Here is a 25,526-nt window from a genome sequence, read left to right on the forward strand (position 1 = left end):
CCATAAGTCGCTGACTGCCCAGGTTCTAAAGGTTTGAGGGGCAAAGATGCGGCCCCGTTTCAGGAGGTTTTCTAGTGGATCTTGATCTTTCCGAGGAGCAGCGGCTCCTTAAGGATGGCGTCGAACGTTTGATGCGCGAGCATTATAGCTTTGAGGATCGCCGTAAGTACCGGGCAGCGAAGTCCGGTTTCAGTGAAGCGATGTGGGCGCGCTATGCTGAGCTGGGGCTCCTTGGGCTGCCTTTCTCGGAGGCTGATGGCGGACTCGGCGCCGGAGCGGTCGAGACCATGATCGTCATGGAAGCTTTCGGTAAGGCGCTCGTCCTCGAGCCATATTTCGCAACGGTCGTCCTCGGGGGCGGTATCCTGCGACATGGTGCGAACGAAGCCCAGAAGTCGAATCTCGTTCCCGCGATTACCGAAGGTCGGGTGAAACTCGCCTTCGCTTACGCTGAACCGCAATCCCGGTATGACCTTTTCGATGTGGAAACTCGGGCGAAGAGGGACGGCGAGGGTTGGGTGCTCAACGGCACAAAGGGTCTTGTTCTCCACGGCGATGTGGCGGACAAGATCATCGTGTCGGCGCGAACGGCGGGGGGCGCGCGGGAAAGGGGCGGGATTGGTCTTTTCCTGGTCGACGCTAACGCGCCAGGTCTTATGCGACGCGCATATCCCACGCAGGACGGACTGCGCGCGGCCGAAATCACGCTTCAGAATGTCCGAGTCGCGGCCGCTGACGTTATCGGCGATCCGGCAGGTGCTTTCCCGATTATCTCACGAGTTGCAGACGAAGCAGCTGCGGCCCTTTGCGCTGAGGCCGTTGGCTGCTTCGCTGAAATGCATGCCACAACTGTCAACTACTTGAAGACGCGCAAGCAGTTCGGCACGACAATCGGCTCCTTCCAGGTGCTTCAGCACCGGGCGGTCGATATGTTCGTTGAACTCGAGCAGTCACGCTCCATGGCGCTCTACGCCACCATGATGGCCGGACGAGAACGTGATGTAACGGAGCGCGAGCGAGCCATTTCGGCGGCCAAAGCGCAGATCGGTCAATCATCGAAAGCGCTCGGACGGCAGGCCGTCCAGCTCCATGGCGGCATCGGTATGACCATGGAATACAGCATCGGCCACTATTTCAAGCATGTGACGATGATCGACACCTTGTTCGGCGATGCCGACCACCATCTTCAGCGGCTCGCATCCCTCGGAGGCCTGTTCGGCGAGCAGGCGATTCAGCAGTAGGATCTGGACCTGGTCCAAACGAGAGGCCAGCGTTACGCAAAGCAAATACCGACGGGATAAACATGCAAGTTGATCGTGTCCTGCAACAAGGCCGCCTCCAGCAGGGAACGGCAAGGATCAACCAGCTCTTTCAGCCGGAATCCGTCGCGATTGTCGGAGCCTCCCAGAAGGGCGGTTTCGCAACGGAAATCCTCACGAATATCAAGAAGTGGGGCTTTTTGGGAGAGGTCGTTGCAGTGAACCCTCGTTACACGCAAATCGCGGGCGTGCAATGTTATCCGAGCTTGAAAGCCATACCTCATCCGGTTGGTCTCGCCATCGTCGCTATTCCAAGCAAGGCCATTCCCGAGGTCCTTGAGGATTGCGAAGCCGCTCGCGTGCGAGCGATTCAGATTATCTCGAGCGGGTTCGCCGAGCAGGCTGGCGATGGGGCAAGTAAGCAGCGCTTGCTCATGGACTGGGCCGCACGAACGGGCATCCCGGTGGTTGGTCCAAACTGCTTCGGCTTGATGAATGCGGCCAATCGGCTGATGGCGGTCCCGCTCGACTTTCACACCATGAAGGCAGGCGGAATTAGTTCCATCCTGCAGAGCGGTACTCTCGTCTATAGTCTCATCGTACCACTGCTGGCACGAGGAATCGGCATCGGCCGTGTGGTCACGGTTGGCAATGAGGCATGTCTCGATGTTGCAGATTTTATAGACTATTTTGCCGATGACGAAGATACGCGCGTCATCACCTCTTACTGCGAGCAGATCAGGCGTCCTGTTGAATTCATCAAGGCCTGCGAGCACGCGGCCGATAAGGGCAAGCCCATTGTGATGATCAAGATTGGCCGCTCTGAAAAAGCGCGCCAAGCGGCCCTGGCTCATACAGGCTCGCTCGTAGGTTCAGACGTGGCGATCGATGCCGTCCTGAAGAGACTGGGTGTCATCCGGGTTGATACGGTTGATGACCTGATTGAGACTGCGGTTGCGTTGTCTTCGACCAAGCGGCCGCGGGGGCGCCGCGTAGCGTTCGCATCTTTCTCCGGGACTGCCGCAAGCATTCTGTCTGACGTCGCGGACACTTACGGCATAGAATTCCCGGCGCTGCCTGAACCTGCAAAAGCTCGGCTGGAAGCGGTCTTCCCCGAGTTCGGCAATGTTGGCAACCCGCTCGATCTCACCGCGCAGGGCGGTTATGATACGCATATCATCGATGAGTCGCTGAGCACACTTGCGACCTGTGGCGCGTATGACATGGTGATCTGGGGGCGGGGCTTTCCTTCGTGCCTCGATATGAGCTCGGCCCTTGGACAAGCTTTGAAGCGGGCTGCGACATCGGCGCCAGAGGTCGTATTCCCAATATTGAGCCTTGCCGGGGGTCATTTCTACACCTCTCTCGATCCAAAGGATACGATGGTCGAGCCGAAGCCCGATTTCGACGGCATGTCGTTTCTGCAAGGACTGGCTCCAGGGCTAAAGGCGCTTTCGTCTCTCATCGACTATGCTGAGTTTCAACGCGACCGCAAACCTGGCGATCGTCTGTCAGTCCAGCGCGGCCGGCGCAGCGCTAACTATTCCGAGGCATTGCGCATCCTGCACGAGGCGAAGGACAACGTCCTGACGGAACGTGAGGGCAAACGCCTTCTCGCGCTCTATGGAATTCCGGTCACGCGAGAAGCGCTGGCAACGCGGGCGGATGAGGCGGCGCGAATTGCAAGGCGTCTCAATTTCCCCGTAGTGATGAAAGTCGAGTCAGCGGAGATCGTGCACAAGACGGACGTTGGCGGCGTCGTCTTGAATATTCCTTCTGCGGAGAAAGCGGCGGAAGAGTTCGAGCAAATCATGTCTTCAGTCCGGTCCCACCGCCCCGAAGCGAAGATCGCCGGAGTTGTCGTGCAAGAAATGGCTAAATCAGGGCCCGAGATCATGCTTGGCGCGACTTTCGATCCGCAATTCGGGCCGGTCGTCGCCTTCGGATTGGGCGGAATCTGGGTTGAGGCACTCAAGGATGTGCAGGTGCTGCTGCCTCCCTTCGATGCGGCGGATGTGCAAGCTGCTATTGGGCGGCTGCGCGGTGCGAGCGTTCTGCATGGCGCGCGAGGGGGTGGAAAAACGGACTTGGACGGATTGGCCAATTGCATTGTGAACTTCGGCACGCTCTGCACGGACCTTGCTGAGGAGATCAGCGAGATCGATATCAATCCCGTCATCCTTTCTGCCAGTGGTGCCGGTCTAAGCGCCGTTGACTGCCTTGTCGCCAAAAAGACGCTGGAGAAGTTTGATTGATGCCGACATCGCAGCGCGTAGTTCGACTCGCGAGACGTTTGATGAATACGGCTACTACCGCCCGCTCGAGCGAGAGGTCGGCGGGGATGATTTCTTCGGCTAGGAGAGAGATCTAAGCCAAGCAATGACCGTTGCTTGCTCCTCCTCTGCAACAACTTAAGCGGTCGAAACCGCTGTAGTTTCGGCCAGGCCGTGCCTGAGGAGAAAGATCACGATGGCAATCAACTATGATCAGCTGATGGCCATGAAGAAACTTGAACAAAAGCACAGCTATAGCGATCGCGATGTGATGCTCTATGCTATTGGCATCGGCATGGGATCCGATCCCTTGGACGAGAAGGAGCTCGCTTTCGTGAACGAGGCGACGATGACGGCGCGGCCATTGAAGGTCGTACCGACGTTTGCCTCAGTCGCAGCCGGCTTCGCCGAACCCGGCGAGTTCAATCTGAACTCCATTGCGTTGGACGGCGAGCGGGATATCACGTTTCACAGTACACTTCCGCCAGCTGCGCATATCACGGCCGATTCTTGCGTGGTTGCCGTCTACGACAAAGGCAAGGACAAGGGGGCAGTCATCCGCTTCCATACCTTGCTGAAGGCCAGCCCGGGCGAACCATTAGCGACTCTGGTGACATCGTACTTTGCGCGCTGGGACGGCGGCTTCGGCGGCTCCTCCCATGGCCAGCCCCAGCCACATCAAATGCCGAGCCGAACTCCCGACCGGGTGGTCGACGTTCCAACTCGTCCTGATCAAGGGCTGATTTACAGGCTTTGCGGCGACCGCCACCCGCTGCATTCAGATCCGGAATCCGCTAAGAAACTTGGATTTGAAAAGCCAATCCTTCACGGCATGTGCAGCTACGGAATTACCTGCCGCGGTATTCTCCAGACCTATGCCGATTACGATCCAAGTGCCATTAGGCGGCACGCTGCGCGGTTTTCATCGCCCGTCTACCCCGGGGAAACTGTGACTCTGGAGATGTGGAAGGATGGAAACTTCATCTCGTTTGAAGCGAGCGTGAAGGAGCGCGGCGTTACGGTTGTTAAGAACGGCCTGACAGTGCTTGGCTGACATCGCTCGTGCGGCGGAGTGAATTGGAGAGATTTGCCCGGTTATTCCGCGAAAGGTTTCCGATCCCAAAAGCTTTGCGAGCTTTGTGTCGCCAGTCGCTTTGCCATGCTGCGTTGAACGAGTGCTTTAGTTCGCGCCGAGAAACAGATCCTGCTAAATGGTCCGGACGCATGGACTTCGAAGCCACTCACACCGGTGGTGTTACCGGTTTCGCCACCGAAAAAAGATGCACCAACGAGGAATTTCAACGGATCGAGCTGATAATTGGTGGAATTCGGCGCCAGTAGATCGATACGCTGGGTTGTTGTAATAGCGGCTGTAAACGAAACCGGTCGCGCGGAGCCGATGCTCGCGGCGTTCCTGAGCCGTTTCCAAAAGCTCGCTTGCGTCGAGCGCTAGTCTCCATAGGTTGATTCGTACAAGGAGGCGATCCTGCACTGGGCCCCTCGCATCATGGGACCTTTCAAAGAACTACCCTCATCGAACCATATTCATCTTACGAAGAACAAGAGAGTGGAAGTGCTAGACAAGACCGGTGCCCCTCTAGATTTCGTCGCAAGGATCCAGAGCAATGAGCTACAGCGCCTTGCTCGCTATCTCTGTCTCGACGATTTTGAGCCGGCGGCGCGGCGCATCCTGCCGAAGTACCTTTATAGCTATGTTGCCGCTGGTGCCGAGACCAGTGCCGCGCTGAGGGACAACCATAGAGCCTTCGGCCAATTCGGCTTTGTGCCGCAGGTGCTCAAGGACGTTTCAAGACGCGACCAAACGGCCACGCTGTTTGGCAGAACCTACGCCTCGCCATTCGGCATTTCGCCCATGGGGGGATCGGCATTATGTGCCTATCGCGGGGACATCACGCTGGCGCGCGCGGCGAGGGCCACTGGCGTACCAATGATCCTCTCGGCGTGGTCGCTAATCAGGATGGAGGAGGTGCGCCGCGAGAATGACGCCAGCTGGTACCAAGCCTATCTCCAAAACAATGAGGCGCGTATCACATCGGTGGTCGATCGAGCCGCAGCAGCCGGTTACGACACCTTCGTCGTCTCTGCGGATGTGGCCGTGTCGCCAAACCGCGAGCAGTACAGACGGCACGGCTTCCAGGTACCGCTCGCGATAACGCCTCGCGTATTCTGGGACACGATAACCCATCCCCGATGGCTGTTGAACACATTTGTGCGCACCGTAGTCAAGCACGGCATGCCTCACTTTGAGAATATGGACGCGACACGCGGTCCATCTGTGATGGCGAAAACCTCGGTGCACGATGAGGATCGCCGCGATCAGCTCGCTTGGAAGCACGTCGAGCTCATCCGCCGGCGCTGGAAGGGTAAGCTCGTCGTGAAGGGGATGATCTCGCCAGAAGATGCGAGGATCGCGCGCGAGAGCGGTGTCGACGGAGTGGTGCTCTCAAACCACGGCGGCCGTCAGCTCGATTACGCCGTTTCTGGATTGCGGACCTTGCCAGAGATAGCTGCGAGTGCCAAGGGGATGTCGGTGATGCTGGATGGCGGCATCCGCCGCGGTTCCGACGTGATCAAGGCGCTCGCGCTAGGAGCGAACTTTGTGTGGATCGGTCGTCCTTTCCTCTATGCCGCGGTTGCTGCCGACCAGCCAGGTGTCGAGCGGGCGATCACGCTTTTGCAGGCCGAAGTTGATCGCGACCTCGCGCTGCTCGGTATTTGCAGTCTCTCCGAAATCACACCGGACCTCCTGCGCAAACTCTGATACGGTTGTGTTGAGGTGCATGCTGCTCCGAAAAGTCCGTGATTGCCGGGAGTTCCCGGCGGCGTCGCCTGGCATGGTAATCATGGCGCCTTCGTTCGAAAGTACGCCCACGACGAATGCCGCCGGATTGACGCGGGCGCGCGGGGTCGGCGAGCTATATGATAGGGTTGGGTGAAGATCAGGTGGCTTGCTGATCGTCGGCGTTACTGGCTTGGCGCAGAAGAAGCCAAGGAAGTTAAATCTGGTATGGGGCGACAATCAGGATGAGAACGCGTATTGCCTCATGTATAGATGCTCCCGGGTGCGATCGGTTGCCTCATTTATTTTGCTCCTGGCTTGAGTTGAGGAGGAGGCCGGGTGCGGAGATGGCCGGGGTTTCGGAGCGCCCGGCCTCCACCGCTGGTACCTCGCACGTTATTGGGGTGTTGTGACCTCATACCCTGGCGGCATTTTCTCGCTAGGAGCGAACAGCAGCGCATTCGCTTGCTCGCTGCGCCGGGATTTCAGCCGACGTTGAAGGGTTCGAAGAAGTTTGTTAGTACTTCTGCGGCGAGGAGTTCTTCCAGCATCGCCTGGTGTTCGATCGTCCATCACTGACAACCTCATGGGCGAGGCACTGCTGCGGGCGCTCATCCACGAGAGCCTGTCGATGGCCACCAGGAGCAAGCCGATCAAACTTCCGATCTGTCAGGGGTGATTCCCATCTGATCTGGTAGCTGCCCGACCAACGCACCCAGTGGTTTAATTCGTTTGAACCAAGGAGGCCACCAAGCTGCCCGTAAGACTTGTCCAGAACCGCCCCTTTGGCCCGATGCCATCAAGCCGCCTGTCGCGCCGACTCATCTAGGCGGCGGGGGTGTATGTTTGGCAAATGGAATGGAGAACAAAAAACGCAACAGCGAAGCATGCTTGACCGACAACGCGGCTGAGCCATTCCGCCGCTGCAGTGGCAAACACGTCGTTGTGTCTTTTCGAGCAAAACCCACGACAGTCGTCGCTTCTGGCACACTTGAAACACACCGCATCTAGCGGGCGACGCATAGGTCGCGTGGCAGGAGTGGTGGCCCAGGATCGACTTGCGAGATGTTCATTTCGTCCGGAGAAGATAGCGAATGCATCGAGTTTTTGTTACCGACAGGAGCGGCTTTCTTGGGTCGCATCTTTGTGACCGCTTGATCGAGCATAGTAACGATGTTCTCTCGAAGACCAACATTAAGCATTTGTTGCAAAACCGAACTTTCGAGGTAATGCGGCATGATGTGTGTTTCCCGCTGTACATTGAGATCAATCGGATCTTTAATCTAGCGTGTCCGCCGCCGCCGATACGTTACCGGCATGACCCGATACAGACGACTGAGACCAGTGTCCACGGCGCGATCAATACACTTCCGAGATTTACCGCGACCCAGAGACTCACCCGCCGGTCGAAGGCTGTTAGGGGCCGGGTCAATCCGATCGGTATGAGCAGCTATTACGACGGTGCGCTGAGACTTTTCTTTTCGACCCGGAACTCTCGTTCGAAATCAAGGTGGTGCACATTTCAATACTTACGGCCGCGCATGCATCCTAACGGCGGGCGCGTGGCCGGTAATTTCATTGTCCAGGCGCTTCGCGGCAAGCCGATCACGATTTTTGGTGACGGCACGCAGACGCGCAGCTTCTGCTATGTCGATGATATGATTGACGGCATATTGCGCTTGATGGACACGCCGACCGAATTCACCGGGCCGGTCAATCTCGCCAACCCGAGCGAATTCGCAATGCTGGGGCTCGCGGAAAAGGTAATCAAGATCGTTAGCGGCAAGGCATCGCTTAATTTCAAGGCTCTGCCGCAGGACGATCCGAAGCAGCGTCAACCGGACATCGAAACAAGTTCTCGACTGGAAGCCTCGCGCCTCTATGGACGATGGTCTCAATCAGACCGCCGCCTTGTTTCCGCAAGCTGTTGCGTGTGTGATGTCGCAGCTTACGATCGTTACACCGGTTTATGAAGATCGCGACGCCTCCAGTCGCCTGTTTGGTGAACTGTGCGCCGCGCATGGCCAGGAAGTTTTTATCGGTCGACCTCGGCTATGTTGTCGAAAATCCGCCAGAAGCGACATGTGTGCTGATAGGTTCGGACGGACAGGACCTGCCGGTCACAATTCGCGATCTCAGTGTCATGTTTTGCGGCGTCGTCGACGTCTTCCAAGTACTTTCGCTATCTTCTTGGCCGGATCTCATGAGATTGAACCCCACGTCGGATTTCCTTGTCAGCGTCGTCATGCAGGCTGTCGTCTCGTACTATGGCAATAGGAAACTGGTTTAGAAAGAGCGAGGCTTCCATGCTGACTAAAACTAATTGGAGTAGCAAGAGCATAGCATCGGTTGTGATGACGTTGATTTTCGCCGGCCTGTATGCTGGCGTGTATTTCGTGCATATCTATTGGTTCTCGGTTAATGTGATTCTCTATTCGGCGATTGGCGATGCGCTAATCGCCGCGATTTTGGCCGGTTTCCTGGCTCTTCTGCTACGGCGCCGGCTACCGCTTACCGGGTTTGAACGCGGGTTGATGTTCATCATCTGGTGTGTGACCGGGTATGCGGCTGCCATTTCCGGTCCGACCGTACTTGATCGCTTATTTTCCTTCTACATTCTCGAAAAGCTTCAGCAGCGCGGCGGAGGAATTCGCGAAGACGCTATCCCGCTGGTCTCCCTTGAAGAATACATGGCGGAACTCCGGCTCATCGACGTGCGGCTGACCGAGCAGTTGCAATCGGGCACGATTGAAATTGTGAACGGCTGCGTTCGATTGACAGAGAAAGGGCAGCGGATAGCGAGCTTCAGTCGCTTCGTGCGAAAGAACCTGCTCGCCAAACACCGGCTTCTGGCGGGCGTCTACACGGACGCTCTGGTAGATCCATTTAAGAACAGCAAGCACGGACCGCAAGGATACGAGTGTCGTTGACGATCTTGAAGCAACGAAATGGAACCACCGACGCCGTCGTTGACGTAGTTGGGAAAGAAGCGCCTATCATCTTTTACCTCCCCGGGAGGATTGCGATCCGTGCGGGATCCCTAGCTACTTGCGTTCTCCGTTGCTCTTGTCGCGAGTTTTCAGGTTGCAGGCGCAGCTGCGGCCGAAAACAATGAAGCGTCAAGAAATGAAACCAGCAGCCGGGGGAATTTCATCTCGGGTTCAGAACTTAACGGCCGCCAACCCCAACGGTCCCGCCGCAAACCGTGTGCGGTCTGAGGCGACAGGGCTTATCCCGTCCACTGTTTACGCTCTTTGTGATGCCGATCGCTTCTGACTTTTCGCACTGATAGCTGGTCGTCCGTGAAGAGCAGCTAAGCAATTGAGCTGGGATCGGATTATTCGTTGTGGCCTTTTTGGGGATTGCAGGGTTTTGATGGTTCGGGCATCGGAACCCTGCAATTTCGTTTTGAGGATTCCATCGAATCGCCAGTCATGATTCCGTCCTCGCATCGGAGGTGGCGATGCGACCGAAGAAGCCCAAAGCGACGATCGGGCGATCTGTTCCGGGCCAGGTTGGACCAGATCATCAACATGAAGCACGAACTGGTTCAGCTTGCCGGCAAGGTCGACTGGGACTGGATCGACGGCGAGATCGCGCCGCTCTAGCGAGAACGGCAGGCCGGGCCTCGCGACCCGCTTCATGATCGGGCTGCTGCTGCTCAAGCACATTTACGGCTTGTCCGATGAGGGGGTGTGCGAGCGCTGGGTCCACGACCCGTATTTCCAGTACTTCACCGGCGAAGAGTTCTTTCAGCACGCGTTCCCGCATGAGCGCTCGGACCTGAGCCACTGGCGCAAGCGGCTTGGCGACAAGCTGGAGCTGTTGCTGGCCGAGAGCTTGCGGGTGGCACACGAGGCCGGCGCGTTGCGCAGCCAGGACCTCAAGCGGGTGACGGTCGATACCACCGTGCAGCCGAAGGCCATCACCTTCCCGACCGATGCCAAGCTCTTGCACGCGGCGATCAAGGGGCTCAACCGTCTGGCGAGGAAACATGGGGTCAAGCTACGGCAGTCCTATCTTCGCATTGCCAAAACCGCGACAATGATGGCGGGGCGCTACGCCCACGCCAAGCAATTCAAGCGGCATCAGCGGCAGTTGCGCATCTTGCGCAGCCGACTAAGCCGGATCCGCGATCTCCGCCGCAAGATCGAAGGTCAGGCCGTGCTCGAGAACGCCTTCGCCCTCCCGCTCGGCTGGGCCTCGCAGATCCGCTCGCAGCAGCAGCGCCAGCGCGGCTGGAAGCTTTATTCGTTCCATGCTCCAGAGGTCGAGTGCATCGGCAAGGGCAAGGCCGCCGCGCCCTACGTGTCATCAAGCGCGAGCTGCGCCGCCGCTCCGCCATCGAGCCCATCATCGGACACCTGAAGGCCGATGGTCACCTCGGCCGATGCTACCTCAAAGGCCGCCTCGGCGATGCGGCTAACGTCATCCTCTCCGCCGTCGGTCACAACTTGTATGGGGTGTTTCCTGTCAAGAGCTCTTAGGCAATTCTTTTCCTTTGGGTAGGGCAGTCGTGTGACGTCAAGTTCAGCAAATTGATCGTTGGGGTCCCGACGAAGCCATCCCCTCGGAGCCGCCGTCGCTCGCTTGCCCCAAAGCGCAGCGCTGGCGAGCGACGGCGGCGGAGAGGGGGGGCCCATCCCCTTGGTGGGCCTGAGCATGGTCGGGCGGCAGGGCGTAACCACAAACTCTCCATGGCATGGCGATTGAGAGACATTCCGAGGGAGCTTGCAATATCCGGCGGGCCATCGCGCCGCGTACTTGTATGCGGTCGAACGCAATCTTCGACCATGATGCAGCAATGCGCATCCCAAGCGAAGCTCGGGCAGCGGGCCCATTCTTCCGCGAGGTCATATGGACCAAGTTGTGGCTCGGGTCACCGCCACCTCGGAGTATCAGGGTTTAGGGGGTGCTTCCCCCAAAGGCCCAATCGAGGTGTCTTGTCTCGCGTTCATGCTACCGGGGGTAACTTGATCCCTACAGGTATTTCGCCTGTCGTCGTCAGGCGCCAGAATGCAATGAGCAATTTACGCGCCAGCGCCACGATCATGGTCTTGCGCGCGCCGCGCGCGTCGGCCGCGCGAGTGCGGAACCATTGGGCTAATGCACTGTCCTTTTGGAAAAGGAGAAAGCGCCAGGCCAGTTGGATCATCCCACGCCGTACCCGAGCATTGCCGGCGCGTGCAAGGCCTTTCTCCCGTCGTCGCTTGCCGCTTTCATCAGGAGCGCCCGTGAGGCCCGCATAACGCGCGACTGCTCTGCGATCTCTCAATTGCCGGGAGAGGATCTCATGCACGAGCATGTCCGCTGTTTCGATTCCAACGCCAATGATGCGCGCCAGCAATTTGACCATCGCGTGCGCTCCGCTCTCGGAAACCTGCAAACGTTGTAATCGAGCCGCCTCGATCTCCCTGATCTGCTCCCTGACGAGGCGAAGGCGTGCCATGTCCCGGCGCATCTAGGCGACAGTGTTGGGCGGCAGAGGCACCCCTTCCGGCGTGCGCAGCGTGTCAAGTCGCTCTGACGCATAACGCAACGTCGGCTTGAAATTGCGAATACCCAGGCGAATGAGGCACGCCTTCAATCGATTGACAATGCTGGTTTGTTGGCTGACATGGTTCTCACGCTCGCGGTTCGGACGCCGGGCGTCCTCTTCATCGAGACTAGGGATTTCTGTCATTTGGCAATGGTTCGGCTCGCCGCGTAGCCAACCGAGCAGAGCGCGCTTCAAATGCTCGGTGTCGAGCCGATCGGTTTTAGCCCGCCGGTGTTCGCGGGGGACGGCGACGCTTGTTGAGTGGATAACGAACGCCTCGACGCCACGAGCCCGCAGCCAGCGAGCTAGCCAAAAACCATCGCGCCCCGCCTCAAAGGCGACCGCTATGCGTGTGATCGCGTGCCCACACTCTGTCGCCTCCTCGCGCCAGCGGTGTAGCAACTGGATCAGCGCGTCTTCGTCGGCGCCAAGCTTCTTCAACGGATGACGATCCAACCCGGGAACGATTCCAGCGACGAGCCAGCTTGAGAGGCTCATCTCAATGACTACGATCAGCGTGCTATCTTGTTCCAGGACCGTGGAAGACCGGCCGAGATCGTTTGCCTTTTGCATGGGGTGCTCCATTGCTCATGACCAGCCTTAATACTCTCACGCCTTTGCCGGTCGCCCCATAGTATCTTCCGCCGTATCCTCGCCTGGCTGAGGGCTCTTTGGTGCCTGATCCTGACCACCCTCATCGCGGCTGCCAGCGACTGCTCACCGCTCAAATCGGTTTCTTAACGGACGACTAGCTGAACTCAGTTGGACCGTGCAGCACAACAAGCGGACCTTCCGCGGTACGGCACCAGCACATCTCGATTGGAAATAGCCCGGTCAGAATGTCCGCTGCGCTGACGGGGTCATAAGAGAAGAAGCGGTAGGCTGCCCCCTGGTATACGCCCGATCTGGCAGACGAGCGGAATGCTTTGTCCGAAGCACTTCCAATCCGTGAGCAGTTTGTCGAATCTGTCGCCGAGCCGCGCGTTCCTAAAGTCGCATCCGCCACTCTCTCGATCAATCCAAGATTCACATTGCATAGCACTGCACACAGCTTTTGGCGATCCATCCCTTAATGTCAGTCCATAGAGCCCCCCTCGCTAATCAGGCGCTCAGCAACGAGTCATAAGTTGATCCTTTCGAGTTAAGATTTCGTCGATCAGCGGATCTGCCCGAGTGGTCAGAGTTAGGGGTAATTGAAAGCACCACCAGAGACTTACATTTGAACTTCAGGCGCGGTCCCGACCAACCTGCGTAGCATGCTGAGCGCGATCAATCCTCCACGGCGTGATTCATTTCGATATGGCCAGTCTGCTTCTCAGAGCCGATGATCCCGACCAGCCCGCCGAGGCGCCCACGATGAAGTAGACAGCGCCGAACGGATCGAGACGACGGTTCCATCCGTTTGCGCAAGTCCGGCATAGCCGAAGGCGATCATCATCGTCGCCTCGCGCACGCCCCAGCCGGCGATCGAAATCGGCATCGTGGTAATTAGCATAATCGGCGGGGTCAGCATGAGCAGCTGCTCGAGATCAGCGGGCACCTGGATCGCGCGCACACAGCACCAGGCGATTACGACCGCCAGCAGATGAGTAGTGAACGACAGCATAGCAATTTTCGGTCCGCTTTTCTTGCTGAAGATCACCTGGTTGGCAATCGCCGAGCAGGCCTGGAAGTGTTTGGTCGGCCACCGGCTCTTCAGCCACGCCTGTTCCAGATGGCCGAGCAGCAGAAAGCCCACCCCTCCGGTGAGTGGTACGAAACCGACAAAGACCAGCGCGAGCCGGCCATTGGCGTCGCCGATCGTCGCGTAGCTCCAGGGCAGGCTTGCAACGATAATGAACGCCAGCGCAATCAGGCCGACAGCGCGATCGATCAGGATCGAATAGGTCGCCGCGCGCCAGCCGGCGCCAGTGCGGCTGACGAGCCAAAGCCGAACCGCGTCGCCCCCTATGGATGAGGGCAGAGTCTGGTTGAAGAAGCTACCGATCATGTTGAAGCGGAATGCCCTTAAGGTTGCTTAAAGGCGCATGGCACAGACCGGAAATCTCGCGCCAGCGCTGCGCGCCGAGGAAGATCTGGAAGATGGTGACCGCAATGGCAAGCGCGATCCAGAGCGGCTTGATATGGCTCAGCCGCAAGCGGATCGCAGCGAAATCAATCCCGCTCAGAGCGAGGTAAAGCAGCCCGACTGACAACGCCACCAGGGTTATGAAGATGAGAAATCCGCGCGTGACCAACCAGCTCGCGGGGCGGCAAGACCTGGCTGTAGCAAGTCACGTCGATTGATAACGCCAGGTCGCAAATCCGAGACGCTACCATAAGGGACTTCGAGAGCCGAGAGAGCGCCCGCGTTTAACTCATCGGGTTTTAGACTTCATGCCCTCAGTTGTGGTAGGGAGCGCCTGCCTTTACGTTTTACTAATCCGGATCTATACTTTTGTTGCGCAAACAGTGCGCTATGGCAAACAGTGCGCTATGGCAAACAGTGCGCTATGCAGGTCTCCAAATGATTGAAGCTGGCGTTTCCGATCACCGCCAAATCGGCAGCGAGTTTTCGGACAACCAGTTCGATGAACTCTTTCCTCCCGGTTATTCGCGACACTATTGGCGCCGCGCTCCGAGTGTCATTGTGAAGAGCTATGTCCACGCGCTTTGCGGCCTGAGCGACACGCTCTCGAAATCGGCACTGCCCGTGGCCATTACGTTAGGGTCTTGCGCAAAGCCGGGTTCGACGCGTCGTCTGCGATCTGGGCGATCCTTGGGTCTACCAGGAGGCGAGACCATTCGTCTTTAAGAAAACTGATTTCGCCGACGTTGATAAGAAGCTGCGCGACCGCGTCACCACGGTTTTGCTCTTGGACGTGCTCAAGCACATCGAGCAGCCTGTCACATTCGTCGAAGCAATTTTTCGTGCCCCTTCCGGCCCTGCGTTAGCTAATGATCGCACTGCCAGCGCGGCAGGAGTTGTGGTCGAAACTTTGATGAGCGTTACGGCCATTTTCTACGCTACGATTTTACTGAATTTCGCAAATTGCGCTAAGGTCCCGTCTTTCGATCGAACAGTTACCTCTTTCATGCTTTATATGTGCCGACCTTATTATTGAAGACGCTAGTCACGTGAATCTAAAGTTCGCCACATAAAGTCTTTCTTTGTGACAGAAGCGTTTGACGGACGCCAAAATCTGGTCGGCGGACTTGCTCCATTTGAATGGCTTCGGGTTTTTGTTGTGGAGTTCGATGAAGGTGCGGATGTCGGCCTCGAGCTGCCTGACGGAGGTATGAACGCCTCGCTGGATCTGCTTTCTGGTGAGTTCGGCAAACCAGCGCTCAACCTGGTTGATCCAGGACGCGGAAGTCGGCGTGAAGTGGACATGATAGTGCGGCCGGCGAGCGAGCCACGCTTTGATCTTAGGTGTCTTGTGGGTGGCGTAGTTATGGTGGACGCCCCCTGACGGCATCGCTGTGCCAAAGTGGTGTCGGTGATCATCACTTGAACGAAGGCGTCCATGTCGGAAGTTAACACAATCGGGTTGGATCTGGCGAAGAATGTGTTCCAGGTGCATGGCGGGGATCCGTCGGGAAGTGTGCTGTTCAGGAAAAAGCTGCGCCGCGATCAGGTGCTTGGGTTCCTTGCCACGCAACCGACCTGCACGGTCGCCATGGAGGCATGTGCCGGCGGCCATTACTGGGCGCGGGAGATTGCGAAGCTGGGACATGCTGTCCGGCTGATTGCTCCAGGTTACGTCAAGCCTTTCGTGAAGCGGCAAAAGAACGATGCCGCTGACGCCGAAGCGATCTGCGAAGCAGCCCAGCGGCCGACCATGCGGTTCGTGGCCGTGAAGAGCGAAGAGCAACAAGCTGCGGCCATGGTGTTTCGCGTTCGTGACCTTGTGGTGCGCCAGCGGACCCAGACCATCAATGCGATACGTCGGCATCTTGCTGAACTCGGACTGATGGCCGCGCAGGGGCTCGTCCATGTGACGAAGCTTGCGGTGATTGAGAAGGATTCCACCATCCCCGAAGCTGCCCGCCCGATCCTGTTTCTCTCGTTGAGCAGCTACGGTCGCTGGACGCGAGATTGCCCGGCGCGCCAGAGAGGATGCCGAAGCCCGGCGCTTGATGACCATTCCCGGTATAGGACCGATCACCGCTACAGCACTGGCAGCGTTGGCCCCATCTGCTCAGATCTTCAAGAGAGGTCGCGATTTTGCGGCATGGCTCGGCCTCACGCCGCTGCAACGCTCCTCGGGCGGCAAGCAGAAGCTCGGGGAGACATCCCGGATGGGCGAACGAACCTTGTGTCGCCTGCTGATCATCGGAGCCAGCGCCACCGTGCGCTGGGCCATGCGAAAGGGATCGATGACGGATGCTTGGCTCTCGCGGATGCTGAAGCACAAGCCGCCCATGCTGGTGATCGTCGCCTTGGCCAACAAGACGGCGCGCATCGTATGGGCGTTGATGGCCAGAGGCGGCATTTACCGGGCGCCTCCTCGAGCGGACTACCCAAGTGTGAGAAGGTCGAACGGAGAGTATGGCGCTACGGTCAAAGAGACGGGATCGGGAAAACCAGATCATGGATACGTGCTTCGAGCACGCGAGGTTGAGTTGGACCCGTTCCGCGAACTCCCATACGGGCCGGCCGCATGTGACAGCCGCATCAGAGGCCGGACACTTGTCAGCACCCGACCACGCTCTGCGCTCTTTGAAAAGATTCTTCTTACATCGACGGGGCGTCCACACATGTCCATGATGACGATGTCGCCCGGCTGGAGCTGCGGAACGAAAATCTGCTGAACGTAGGCGCGGAAGCATTCGCCGTTGATCGGGCCGTCGAACAGGCAAGGCGCCGCGAGGCGGTCACAGCGCAAGGCGCCAAGGAATGTCAGCGTCCGCCAATGACCATGTGGCGTGAAGCTGCGCACGCGCCCGCCTTTTGGCCCCCATTGACCTGCCCCTGCGTATTTCCTCCAGATCGAGTTAGGGTCCGGCCCGAAGAAGGACGGACAGATGAAGCGAGCAAGGTTCACGGAAGAGCAGATTATCGCGGCATTGAAGGAGCATGAGGCTGGAGCAAAGACGGCCGACCTGGCTCGCAAGCACGGGGTCTCGGAAGCAACGATTTACAATTGGAAGGCTAAATTCGGCGGCATGGACGTTTCAGAGGCGAAGCGGCTGAGGGCGCTGGAGGACGAGAACGCTAAGCTGAAGAAGCTTCTAGCCGAGCAGATGCTCGATGCGGCCGCACTTCGCGAGCTCCTTTCAAAAAAACGGTAGGGCCCGCCGCCAAGCGCGCTGCGGTCGCGCATCTGCAGGCCGTCATGAGCCTGTCGGAGCGGCGGGCCTGTTCGATTGTCGGAGCGGTCCGGAAGATGATCCGCTATCGCTCCAGCCGTCCTCCGGACGCGACTCTCCGTGGCCGGCTGCGTGACCTTGCCAACGAGCGGCGGCGGTGCGGCTACCGCCGGCTGTTCGTGCTGCTGCGGCGGGAGGGTGAGCCATTGGGGATCAACCGGATCTACCGGCTTTATCGAGAAGAAGGGCTCACCGTCCGCAAGCGGCGGGCTCGCCGCAAGGCCGTGGGGACCCGTGCCCCGATCCTAGTCGAGGCGATGCCCAACGCGCGCTGGTCGCTGGATTTCGTCCACGACCAATTCGCCAACGGTCGGCGCTTCCGCATCCTCAACATCGTCGACGACGTCACCAAGTAATATCTGGGCGCCATTCCGGATACGTCGATCTCAGGACGACGCGTCGCTCGCGAACTGACGGCCGTCGTCGAACGACGCGGCAAGCCAGGAATGATCGTGTCCGACCACGGCACAGAGTTCACCTGCAATGCCATGCTCGCCTGGTGCAGGGACGCAGCCATCGACTGGCACTTCATTGCACCGGGAAAGCCGATGCAGAACGGCTTCGTCGAGAGTTTCAACGGCCGGATGCGTGACGAGCTGCTCAACGAGACTCTGTTCTTCGATCTCGACGACGCCCGCGCCAAGATCACCAATTGGGTTGCCGACTACAATCTTCAGCGGCCTCACTCGTCGCTGAAATACATGACCCCCGCGGCTTATGCCGCCCACCTCACCGCAACGGACGATCGGCTACGCAACCCCGACCAGCTCCGCCGATCGTCCGTTGCTCCAACCGCGCCACTTGGCGTACAAAACCCCCAGGCTCTAACCGCGGCCGGATGAAAGTTCGGTGGCAGGTCACCATCCGCGCAGTGGGGCCATGTTGGTTTTGATCCAGGTCTCGTCGATAAAGACCAAGCGTCGGGAATCGAGGTTGGCCTGCCATGAACGCCAGCGCTGGCGTCTACGCGCGATGTCGGAGCGAGCTCGCTCGAGGGCGAGCAGCGTTTTTTGAACCGCAGCCCTTCACGCCGTAGAAAGAGCCAAACCGCATTGTGGGAGACCTTGATCCCGCGCGCGGCGAGTTCGTCCTTGAGGGCGTGAAGCGTCAAATGCGGCGTCTGACCGATCCGTTCCATGATGAAGGCGCGATGCGGCTCAAGTACGGGCTTGCGATGGCCGCCCATCTTGCCGGGCGCTACCGAGCCGGTCGCTCGATAACGCTGCGACCACTTCACAACTGACGACACCGCAACCCCAAACCGCAATGCCACCGAGCGGCAGCTCTCGCCCTTCGCAACTGCCGCAACCGCCCGCTTACGCAGATCATTGGAAATTGGTCGGACCACCGGATGCTGGCCTCCAGCCCAGCCAGCATGGTGAATCAGAAACACACTGATTTGGGAATCTTGAGGGTTCTGTGAGGTCGCGGGGCAAAGGCCAGTCGCGCGCGCGGTGGCGCGTGCGACCTCATAGAAGCCGGATTGAACGAAGCTGCGGAGTTGTGGGCGCTATGGCGATAGTGCAGCTGGTCCAACTGCGGAGAAGGCGCGCCTGTGGTCGCCGCGCGTCGGCGCGATATTGATCGGACGTGAGCGGCGCCATTGCTTGGGCCGAGAGCGCGATGCCGCGAGCGATTCGCTGTGCTGTGATGCGCGGCCGAATGACTGACAGGGTGAGCGGTGACGAGGGCGGCCACGGCGACATCGAACGTTGCCACCGAGAAGGTGATCCCGGAACGGGTGAATGGTGCAGGCGCTGGTCATGACGTGTCACAACGAAATGGATGGTCGCGGGCGCAGGCTCGCGGGATGACGTCGATGCGCCGCATGGTGCCGCCGCAACGTGGGCAGACGGGGGTCTCGCATTGGTGAGGGGATCATCGCCGGCTTCTTGATCAGTCGGAGCGTTGCGAACGTCAAGGAGCTGACGGCAGAGGGCGATTCTATCGTTGCGTCCGCCATTGGCGAGGAAGCCATAGTGGCGGATGCGATGAAAGCCGTCCGGCAGGGTGTGCAGTAGAAAGCGCCGCATGAACTCATCGGCATCAAGCGTCATCACTTTGGCTTTACGAACTGCCGATAGTCCTTCCAGGAAAAGCTCACCTTGTCGTCGGCAAGCGAGATCAGCCGACTGTTGGCGATGGCGACGCGATGCGTATAGCGGCCGAGATAAGCCAGCACCTGTTCGGGCCCGCCGAATGGCGGCTTGGCATAGACCACCCAGTCGGTCCGTCGCAATTGATCGAGGCGCCGGGCGAACGCGGCGGGATTGGCGAGCTGGGCGAGATCGCCAAAGAAGCCCAACTCGCCGGCCGCGAAGGTAGCTTGCAGCTCTTGCAGGAACAGGCGGCGGAACAGCCGGGAGAGGACGCGCACCGGCAGGACGAAGCCGGGCCGGCAAGCGACCCAGCGCGTGCCATCGAGCGAGGGTCCACCGCCGGGCACGACGCAGTGGAGATGCGGATGGTGTTTGCAGGGTCTGGCCCCAGGTATGGAGAACAGCGGTCACACCGAGCTGAGCGCCGAGATGCTTGGGATCGGCTGCGATGGTGGTGAGCGTCTCGGCCGCGCAGCGGAACAGAATGGCATAGACCACCGCCTTGTTCTGGAAAGCAATCTCTCTGGCCGGCGCCGGCAACGTAAAAACGACGTGGAAGTACGGCACGGGAAGGAGTTCGGCTTGTCGCTCGGCAAGCCATTGCGCGCACGCCGAGCCCTGGCACTTCGGGCAATGCCGATTGCGACAGGAGTTGTAGGCGATGCGAGTGGCACCGCAGTCGTCGCATTGCTCGACGTGGCCACCGAGCACAGCCGTCCGGCATGCCGTGATCGCGCCCATGACGCGCCGCTCGACGCGGCCCAGATGCCCGGCACGGGTTTGCCGAGACGCTTCGCCGTGGCGGCGGAAGATATCCGCCACTTCCAGAACCGGAGCCATCAGGTCCGCTCAGCCGGGCGGCACGACCTCCAGGCGAAGCCGGTCAAGCGGACTTGGCGTACTGCTGATGGTCTTAGTGGCGACTTGGGTGTAGCGCGCCGTGCTGGCCAGACTGGCATGGCCGAGCAGCACCTGGATGAACGCACGTCGGCCCCGTTCTCCAGAAGATGGGTCGCGAAGGTGTGCCCCAGCGTATGCACTGTCACCGACTTGCTCAAGCCGGCCGCCGCATAGGCTGAACGGCACGCGGCATGCAGCACGTTCGGGACGAGCGGACGCTCGGCGTCGCGACCGGGAAACAGCCATCGCTTTGGCCGAGTGAGCCGCCATACGTCCGCAGAATCCTCAAAAGCTGCGGCGAGAGCATAACGTAACGGTCCTTGCCGCCCTTGCGTGCTCGACCCGGATCAACATCCGTTGGCTATCAATGTCGACAACCTTCAAGAGGACCACTTCCGATACGCGCAAGCCTGCGGCATAGACGATGGTCACCGCGGTACGGCTCTTCAGGCTTGGGATTGCTTCCAGGAAGCGAACGACCTCTCGTCGGCGCTCAGCACGACCGGCAGTTTGCGCGGCTTACGCGCATAGGCGATGCGCTCCGGAACGGCGTCATGACCAAGCGTCGCACCGTAGAAGAACCGCAGCGCGCAGACGATCTGGTTCAGCGCCGGCCAGGACATCCCCGTCGCAACCTGATGAACCTGGAAGGCACGGATATCCTCCAGGTCAAGGCGGTCCGGGAAACGACCGAAATATCGGCTCAACTTCGCTACGCGGTTGAGCTTGGAATTGCTGCGTCGCCGGTGACAGATTGCGGACCGTCATGTCCTCGATCATGCGGCGGCGAAGTGGGCTGATCTCAGCCATCGGAATACCTCCTGTCTAAAGGGTTGGGCTTCGAAAACCCGCAATCCTCTCAGACAGGAGGCAATCCTTGCTATGACTCCCTACATGCCGCGCCAGCGGCTTCGTTCAATCCCTCCCGATTCAAATCGCTCGGATTTTGCTCTAGTGGGTCGCCAGCACTGGACATCGATTTTTTCAAAGAGCCTTGCGTGCCTTGGAGCGGCGGCAGTGCAAGGCAAACCCGCATCCGCGTCGTCGAAATCATCGAAGCGATAACGATGGAAGTCAATCGGTTCGCACGCCGACGTACAGCGCCTGTGCAGGCTCGCAGACCTGCCACGCGCGATCCATTAGCGGCACCTTGCCGGACGCGGCGATGAGGCGGTTGATTGCGAACTGCGCGATTTGGTCCAGCGCATTTGCCTCAAGCACCGCTTCTATGGTTACAGGCGGGTGACAGCGACCCTCACGCGGCAGGGCATGGTGGTAAATGCCAACAAGGTCCAGCGACTTATGTCGCGAGGACCATCTGCTGGCCCAGCGCAAGGCGCGTTCCTGAAACCGCCGGCCGACGGGCCCTCGGCCTTTCTCATCGTGCCAAAATCAATGCGCGGCCTAGTGCCGTCGGCACCGGATCAAATCTGGGTCGCCTACATCACCTATGTGCATCTCGCCAAGGCCTTTGCCTATCTCGCCGTCGTTCTCGACGCCTTCTCGCGCAAGGCCGTGGGCTGGGCTTTTGAGGACACACTCGATGCTTCGCTTGCCATTGTCGCGCTGGATGCAGCCATCGATGCCCGACAGCCAAAACCCGGCAGCCTGATCCATCACTCCGATCGCCCAGTACGCCTCCATCGCCTATCGCCAGCGACTAGCCGATCGCGACATCACCATAGGCATGAGCAGATCAGGTAATTCCTTCGACAACGCCAAGGACGAGAGCTTCATGAAGACGCTGAAGAGCGAAGAGATCAACGGCACGGCCTTCGCCGCCCCCGTGAGGCCCGCCGCCGAATCAATAGCTTCATGGCTGACGGCATGCTCTCGGTCGCGGCCAGCACCGCCGCCGGCTTCGACGCGCTGGCGCTGCACTGGGACGTGCTGATGACAGAAGAAGGCGCACGGCAAGACCGCGGACCGAAGCAGGTGGCGGCTCGTCGGTTTGTGCCATATCGCGGAAACCAAGGAGCAGGCGTATCGCGACGTCGAATAATGCATCGAGGTACGCATCCGGCGTAGGCCGCAGGCTGGTTGGTCATTCCCGTTGCCAGCGCGTGAGCAGCTTGGGGTTTTCTTTGTAGAATCTGACGAGCTCGATAGGGTTTTCGATACCAAAGTCGGTGAACGCCTGAACACCATCTTCGCCGACGCCATAGACCCAGATCAGCCCGTCCTCGATCTCCATTTCGATGGCAATGTCGCGCAGCCAGTCTTCGTCTTCACAGGGGTCCTTTGCGACCTGGGTGATGGTGGTGACGTGATGAACCTTGTTGACGTGCGAGGTCATGCCGCTCGAGTAGACAACGCTGATGCCGGCGTCCAATTCCAAGGCAGAAGCTCGTCCAGCCGATGAGCTGGGTGGGCGGCGATGCGGGCAAGGATATCAGTCAACCACGCCTGCGGATCGACGCCGTTCATCTTGGCCGAGACGATCAGGCTGTACATGGCAGCGGCGCGCCGCCCGCCGCGATCAGAGCCGCAGAACAGCCAGGACTTCCGTCCAAGGGCGATGCCTCGCGAGCCTCTTTCGGCGGCATTGTTCGAGAGACAGACGCGGCCGTCCTCCAGGAAGAGAGTGAAGCTCGCCCAGCGCAATTGAACGCCTTGGCCAGGTCGTGCCCCCCAGACAGCTTGGCAAGCTGCTCCCGCATATAGATCTGAAGGTCCTCGGCCACGGGCCGGCTCAGTGTCTGCCGCACCTGAAGACGCTCCTCGGCACTTTTGCCATTGATAGACCGTTCGATCTCGAACAGCCCATCGATCCGCCGCACGACCTCGATCGCGATCGGCGATAGCGGGATTTCCTTTTTGCCGGCGGCCCTGCGCCGCGCATTCTCTTCGATGTCGGCCATGGCGAAGAACGGGCGCCGTCCATGCGACCAGCAGGCAGCCTCCCGGATTGGCCCTGGTTGGCGTCCCGCCAGATAGAGCTGGTTGTATCCATCATAGGCGTCGGCCTGCAGGATACCGGCATAGCGGCCCAAATGCGCCTGAGGATGTTCGCCCTTGCGGTCGCGTGAGTAGTAGAACATTGCAGCCGGCGGGCCTGCACCACCAAAGGGTCGGTCGTCCCGGACGTAGATCCAGCGCCGGCCCGTGTCGGTCTTTCCCTTGGCCAGCACGGGCACCGTCGTATCATCGGCATGAAGCCGCTCGGCCGCCATGACATGGGCTTCCATCAGACTCAGCAGGGGCTGAAGCGCCGTACAGACCGATCCCACGGCATCGGCCATGGTCGACAGCGCGATCGGCACGCCTTCAAGGGTGTAGCGCTCGGCCTGGCGGTTCAAGGGCTGATGCTGGCCGAACTTCTCGAACATGATCATGGCCAACAGACTCGGGCCGGCCCATCCCCGTGCGACGGCATGGAACGGCGCCGGCGCCTGAGTGATCTTCTCGCAGTCGCGGCAGGAGAACTTCTCCCGGACGGTCTCGATCACCTTCCACTGGCGCGGCACCACTTCCAGCGTGCGGGTCACATCCTCGCCGAGCTTGCGCAGGCGATTGCTGCCGCAGCACTCGCATGCCGTAGGCCCATCGATCACTACCCGCTCTCGGGGAAGGTGCTCAGGGAAGGTCTGGCGCTCGGCGGCTTGCGGGCAAATCCGCCCACCGTCGTCGTCTTCGCCACGGCCCGTTCCGCCGCAAGCTCGTCCTCGGTAGCGTCGGCTTCAAGCTTTTCGAACGTCAGCGCCAACTGTTCGATCAGCCGCGAAGAACGCTCCGACCGTTGCCCATAGATCTGATGCTTCAGCCTGGCGATCTGCAGCTTCCGCTGTGCGATCAGCGCTTCGTCTTCCGACGCTTTCGCGCGGGCGAGCGCGAGCTCGGCTGCTATCTCCAAACCCTTCGCGCGCTCGGCTGCCAGCGCCTCTTTCAGGGCGGCAACGTCATCCGGAACAGCGTCCCGATCAGCATTCATGCGACGCAGTGAATCACAGATTGGACGCGGTGGGACTCCCCAAAATGCAAGAAGCTACAGATTCTGCGCTCAGCCCGCGCTCTGCGGCCGCCAGCTCAGCTGCGGATTCCGCCAGTCGATGCCCTCGAGCATATAAGCCATCTGCGCCGCCGAGATCGATACCGCGCCGTCCGACGCCGAAGGCCAGATGAACTTGCCTCGGTCCAGGCGCTTGGCATAGAGCGACATGCCCAACCCATCATGCCAGAGAATCTTGACCAGATCGCCGCTGCCGCCTCGGAAGATGTAGAGATCGCCGGCATGGGGATCGCGCTTCACGCTCTCCTGAACTTAAGCGCCAGGCTTCTCATGCCGCGGCGCATATCGGTGTGGCCGGTCGCGATCCAGACTCTGACGCCGCTCGGAATCGGAATCATCGTCGTCGCAAGAGCTCAAGAACTCGCTGCAGCGCTTCGCCGTCGACGTCACGGTCAACCCGAACGCGACACCCGCCTCCAAGTTCGATCTCGATGATTCCGACCCTTGCGCGCTGCGCAGAGGCCGAAGACGTCCGTTGCGGTGCGCTGATCGATACCGGTGCCGCCACTGCCGTGATCTCAACCGGAACGAGCGCCGGCGCGCCATCCCCGCTCAGCTTGCCTTCGCGCGCCAACCGACGCCATGTGAACAATTGGCTTGTCGATAGCCCGTTGCGTCGTGCCGTCACCGACACCAGACGTGGCCCGCCATAGCTCTCGGTGACGATCTGCTGTTTTTCTTCCAATGTCCAACGGCGTCGAGCGCCCGTCGAGACGACTTCAAGCCGGGAAACCTTCGGCATAGGCATATGGTCAGTCATACGCCTATGTCTTCATCCTCCATCAAGCCGCGCAAGGCGGTCCTCGCCGGAGCGATACGCATCGAGCACCGGTTCCGCTACTTCCAGCAGGTCGCAGCGTTTCCGCAAATGGCTGTGGTCGGCAAGTCAGTCAGCGAGATGATCGAGTTTCATCAACGGCTCCGGTCTCGATGCCATCGGCACGGCGGACACCTGCGCCGCGCAGATCGAGCAGCTGTGGCAGCAGTCGAATGGCGGATTCGGCGCGTATCTCCTGCTCGCGCACAACTGGGCCAATCGGGCGGCGACGGAGCGCTCGTACGAGCTGATCGCCCGCGAGGTGATGCCGCAATTCCAGGGCCGCGCCCAAGCCACCCTCGATGCCGCGCGCCGTGCCAAGGATGTGCGTGAGATTCTTGCGGCGGCACAGGCTCAGGCCGTGGAGGACGCGAGGGCGCGCCACGGCGCCGAGGTCGCCAAGCGAGGCGGCTGAGGGGCATTCCGCCGGGCGTGCCAGAACCGCAGTCATAGGCGCGACGTCCGAAGACGTTGGGCG

General features: G+C 59.8%; 16 protein-coding genes and 10 pseudogenes. 11 read left to right on the forward strand and 15 right to left on the reverse strand.

Annotated elements, in window-relative coordinates:
• Positions 1 to 74 precede the first annotated feature (74 nt).
• From ABIA45_RS35885 to ABIA45_RS35920, 8 genes and pseudogenes are all read left to right on the forward strand, one after another.
• Entirely contained in the window at positions 75 to 1,241 is a 1,167-nt protein-coding gene (locus ABIA45_RS35885; protein ID WP_404655164.1) for an acyl-CoA dehydrogenase family protein, read from the forward strand.
• Positions 1,242 to 1,303: 62 nt separating this feature from the next.
• On the forward strand, positions 1,304 to 3,514 hold the full coding sequence (locus tag ABIA45_RS35890) for an acetate--CoA ligase family protein (protein WP_404655166.1): 2,211 nt from the start codon (positions 1,304 to 1,306) through the stop codon (positions 3,512 to 3,514).
• 214 nt (positions 3,515 to 3,728) lie between these two features.
• Entirely contained in the window at positions 3,729 to 4,586 is an 858-nt protein-coding gene (locus ABIA45_RS35895) for a MaoC/PaaZ C-terminal domain-containing protein (RefSeq protein WP_404655168.1), read from the forward strand.
• Between the two features lie 513 nt (positions 4,587 to 5,099).
• Positions 5,100 to 6,314: an alpha-hydroxy acid oxidase gene (locus tag ABIA45_RS35900; protein ID WP_404655170.1), complete on the forward strand. Its 1,215-nt coding sequence runs from the start codon at positions 5,100 to 5,102 to the stop codon at positions 6,312 to 6,314.
• A 1,580-nt stretch (positions 6,315 to 7,894) separates the two neighbouring features.
• Entirely contained in the window at positions 7,895 to 8,305 is a 411-nt protein-coding gene (locus ABIA45_RS35905) for an NAD-dependent epimerase/dehydratase family protein (protein WP_404655172.1), read from the forward strand.
• Positions 8,302 to 8,622, forward strand: coding sequence for a hypothetical protein (locus ABIA45_RS35910; RefSeq protein WP_404655173.1), 321 nt, complete (start codon positions 8,302 to 8,304; stop codon positions 8,620 to 8,622). Before ABIA45_RS35905 ends, ABIA45_RS35910 begins: the two co-directional genes overlap by 4 nt.
• A 64-nt stretch (positions 8,623 to 8,686) precedes the next feature.
• Positions 8,687 to 9,262 (forward strand): hypothetical protein, encoded by a 576-nt coding sequence (locus tag ABIA45_RS35915; protein WP_404655174.1) that lies wholly within the window; start codon positions 8,687 to 8,689, stop codon positions 9,260 to 9,262.
• Positions 9,263 to 9,795: 533 nt separating this feature from the next.
• Positions 9,796 to 10,786, forward strand: a pseudogene (locus ABIA45_RS35920) (IS5 family transposase); the annotation flags it as partial.
• Positions 10,787 to 11,286: 500 nt separating this feature from the next.
• Here ABIA45_RS35920 and ABIA45_RS35925 read toward each other — a convergent pair.
• From ABIA45_RS35925 to ABIA45_RS35945, 5 genes and pseudogenes are all read right to left on the reverse strand, one after another.
• On the reverse strand, positions 11,287 to 11,781 hold the full coding sequence (locus tag ABIA45_RS35925; RefSeq protein ID WP_404655175.1) for a transposase: 495 nt from the start codon (positions 11,779 to 11,781) through the stop codon (positions 11,287 to 11,289).
• Between the two features lie 12 nt (positions 11,782 to 11,793).
• Positions 11,794 to 12,444: a hypothetical protein gene (locus ABIA45_RS35930; protein WP_404655176.1), complete on the reverse strand. Its 651-nt coding sequence runs from the start codon at positions 12,442 to 12,444 to the stop codon at positions 11,794 to 11,796.
• A 287-nt stretch (positions 12,445 to 12,731) separates the two neighbouring features.
• A complete protein-coding gene (locus ABIA45_RS35935) occupies positions 12,732 to 12,908 on the reverse strand; it encodes a transposase DNA-binding-containing protein (protein ID WP_404655177.1) in 177 nt (58 codons plus the stop codon).
• A 232-nt stretch (positions 12,909 to 13,140) separates the two neighbouring features.
• A pseudogene (locus ABIA45_RS35940) lies at positions 13,141 to 14,108 on the reverse strand (lysylphosphatidylglycerol synthase transmembrane domain-containing protein).
• Between the two features lie 886 nt (positions 14,109 to 14,994).
• A pseudogene (locus ABIA45_RS35945) lies at positions 14,995 to 15,314 on the reverse strand (IS630 family transposase); the annotation flags it as partial.
• Positions 15,315 to 15,377: 63 nt separating this feature from the next.
• On the opposite strand from ABIA45_RS35945, the pseudogene ABIA45_RS35950 reads away from it, so the two are divergent.
• Positions 15,378 to 16,368 (forward strand): annotated as a pseudogene (locus ABIA45_RS35950) (IS110 family transposase); the annotation flags it as partial.
• A gap of 236 nt (positions 16,369 to 16,604) precedes the next feature.
• Here the strand turns inward: ABIA45_RS35950 and ABIA45_RS35955 are convergent.
• Positions 16,605 to 16,814, reverse strand: a pseudogene (locus ABIA45_RS35955) (transposase); the annotation flags it as partial.
• Between the two features lie 64 nt (positions 16,815 to 16,878).
• Between ABIA45_RS35955 and ABIA45_RS35960 the strand changes: the two are divergent.
• Positions 16,879 to 18,065 (forward strand): annotated as a pseudogene (locus ABIA45_RS35960) (IS3 family transposase).
• Positions 18,066 to 18,083: 18 nt separating this feature from the next.
• Here the strand turns inward: ABIA45_RS35960 and ABIA45_RS35965 are convergent.
• The 4 genes and pseudogenes from ABIA45_RS35965 to ABIA45_RS35980 all read right to left on the reverse strand — a co-directional run.
• A pseudogene (locus ABIA45_RS35965) lies at positions 18,084 to 18,571 on the reverse strand (helix-turn-helix domain-containing protein); the annotation flags it as partial.
• 526 nt (positions 18,572 to 19,097) lie between these two features.
• Positions 19,098 to 20,162, reverse strand: a pseudogene (locus ABIA45_RS35970) (IS91 family transposase); the annotation flags it as partial.
• Positions 20,162 to 20,654 (reverse strand): annotated as a pseudogene (locus ABIA45_RS35975) (tyrosine-type recombinase/integrase). The pseudogenes ABIA45_RS35970 and ABIA45_RS35975, both read right to left, overlap by 1 nt.
• A 14-nt stretch (positions 20,655 to 20,668) precedes the next feature.
• Complete coding sequence (locus tag ABIA45_RS35980; RefSeq protein WP_404655179.1) at positions 20,669 to 20,929, reverse strand: hypothetical protein; 261 nt, start codon at positions 20,927 to 20,929, stop codon at positions 20,669 to 20,671.
• Between the two features lie 478 nt (positions 20,930 to 21,407).
• Here ABIA45_RS35980 and ABIA45_RS35985 point away from each other — a divergent pair, with 478 nt between their 5' ends.
• Positions 21,408 to 21,926, forward strand: a complete 519-nt coding sequence (locus tag ABIA45_RS35985) for a transposase (RefSeq protein WP_404655826.1) — start codon at positions 21,408 to 21,410, stop codon at positions 21,924 to 21,926.
• 340 nt (positions 21,927 to 22,266) lie between these two features.
• On the opposite strand, the gene ABIA45_RS35990 is transcribed toward ABIA45_RS35985, so the two are convergent.
• From ABIA45_RS35990 to ABIA45_RS36010, 5 genes and pseudogenes are all read right to left on the reverse strand, one after another.
• Complete coding sequence (locus ABIA45_RS35990; protein WP_404655181.1) at positions 22,267 to 22,518, reverse strand: hypothetical protein; 252 nt, start codon at positions 22,516 to 22,518, stop codon at positions 22,267 to 22,269.
• Positions 22,515 to 24,153: pseudogene (gene tnpC, locus ABIA45_RS35995) on the reverse strand (IS66 family transposase). The gene ABIA45_RS35990 and the pseudogene tnpC overlap by 4 nt, the downstream one beginning before the upstream one ends.
• A 69-nt stretch (positions 24,154 to 24,222) precedes the next feature.
• Complete coding sequence (gene tnpB, locus ABIA45_RS36000; RefSeq protein ID WP_404655182.1) at positions 24,223 to 24,471, reverse strand: IS66 family insertion sequence element accessory protein TnpB; 249 nt, start codon at positions 24,469 to 24,471, stop codon at positions 24,223 to 24,225.
• A 94-nt stretch (positions 24,472 to 24,565) separates the two neighbouring features.
• Positions 24,566 to 24,991 (reverse strand): IS66-like element accessory protein TnpA, encoded by a 426-nt coding sequence (gene tnpA / locus ABIA45_RS36005; protein ID WP_404655184.1) that lies wholly within the window; start codon positions 24,989 to 24,991, stop codon positions 24,566 to 24,568.
• A 130-nt stretch (positions 24,992 to 25,121) separates the two neighbouring features.
• Positions 25,122 to 25,499: a hypothetical protein gene (locus tag ABIA45_RS36010; protein WP_404655186.1), complete on the reverse strand. Its 378-nt coding sequence runs from the start codon at positions 25,497 to 25,499 to the stop codon at positions 25,122 to 25,124.
• Between the last annotated feature and the right edge of the window lie 27 nt (positions 25,500 to 25,526).

Source organism: Bradyrhizobium sp. USDA 336 (assembly GCF_044908355.1).
Taxonomy (GTDB): domain Bacteria; phylum Pseudomonadota; class Alphaproteobacteria; order Rhizobiales; family Xanthobacteraceae; genus Bradyrhizobium; species Bradyrhizobium yuanmingense.

Excerpts from the sequence above, each read along its gene's own strand:
- ABIA45_RS35990 (WP_404655181.1), bottom strand. The coding sequence starts at position 22,518 with ATGACCTCGCACGTCAACAAGGTTCATCACGTCACCACCATCACCCAG.
- ABIA45_RS35890 (WP_404655166.1), top strand. The coding sequence starts at position 1,304 with ATGCAAGTTGATCGTGTCCTGCAACAAGGCCGCCTCCAGCAGGGAACG.
- ABIA45_RS35925 (WP_404655175.1), bottom strand. The coding sequence starts at position 11,781 with ATGGCACGCCTTCGCCTCGTCAGGGAGCAGATCAGGGAGATCGAGGCG.
- ABIA45_RS36010 (WP_404655186.1), bottom strand. The coding sequence starts at position 25,499 with ATGACTGCGGTTCTGGCACGCCCGGCGGAATGCCCCTCAGCCGCCTCG.
- ABIA45_RS35935 (WP_404655177.1), bottom strand. The coding sequence starts at position 12,908 with ATGCAATGTGAATCTTGGATTGATCGAGAGAGTGGCGGATGCGACTTT.
- ABIA45_RS35915 (WP_404655174.1), top strand. The coding sequence starts at position 8,687 with ATGACGTTGATTTTCGCCGGCCTGTATGCTGGCGTGTATTTCGTGCAT.
- tnpA (WP_404655184.1), bottom strand. The coding sequence starts at position 24,991 with ATGACTGACCATATGCCTATGCCGAAGGTTTCCCGGCTTGAAGTCGTC.
- ABIA45_RS35930 (WP_404655176.1), bottom strand. The coding sequence starts at position 12,444 with ATGCAAAAGGCAAACGATCTCGGCCGGTCTTCCACGGTCCTGGAACAA.
- ABIA45_RS35895 (WP_404655168.1), top strand. The coding sequence starts at position 3,729 with ATGGCAATCAACTATGATCAGCTGATGGCCATGAAGAAACTTGAACAA.
- ABIA45_RS35910 (WP_404655173.1), top strand. The coding sequence starts at position 8,302 with ATGAAGATCGCGACGCCTCCAGTCGCCTGTTTGGTGAACTGTGCGCCG.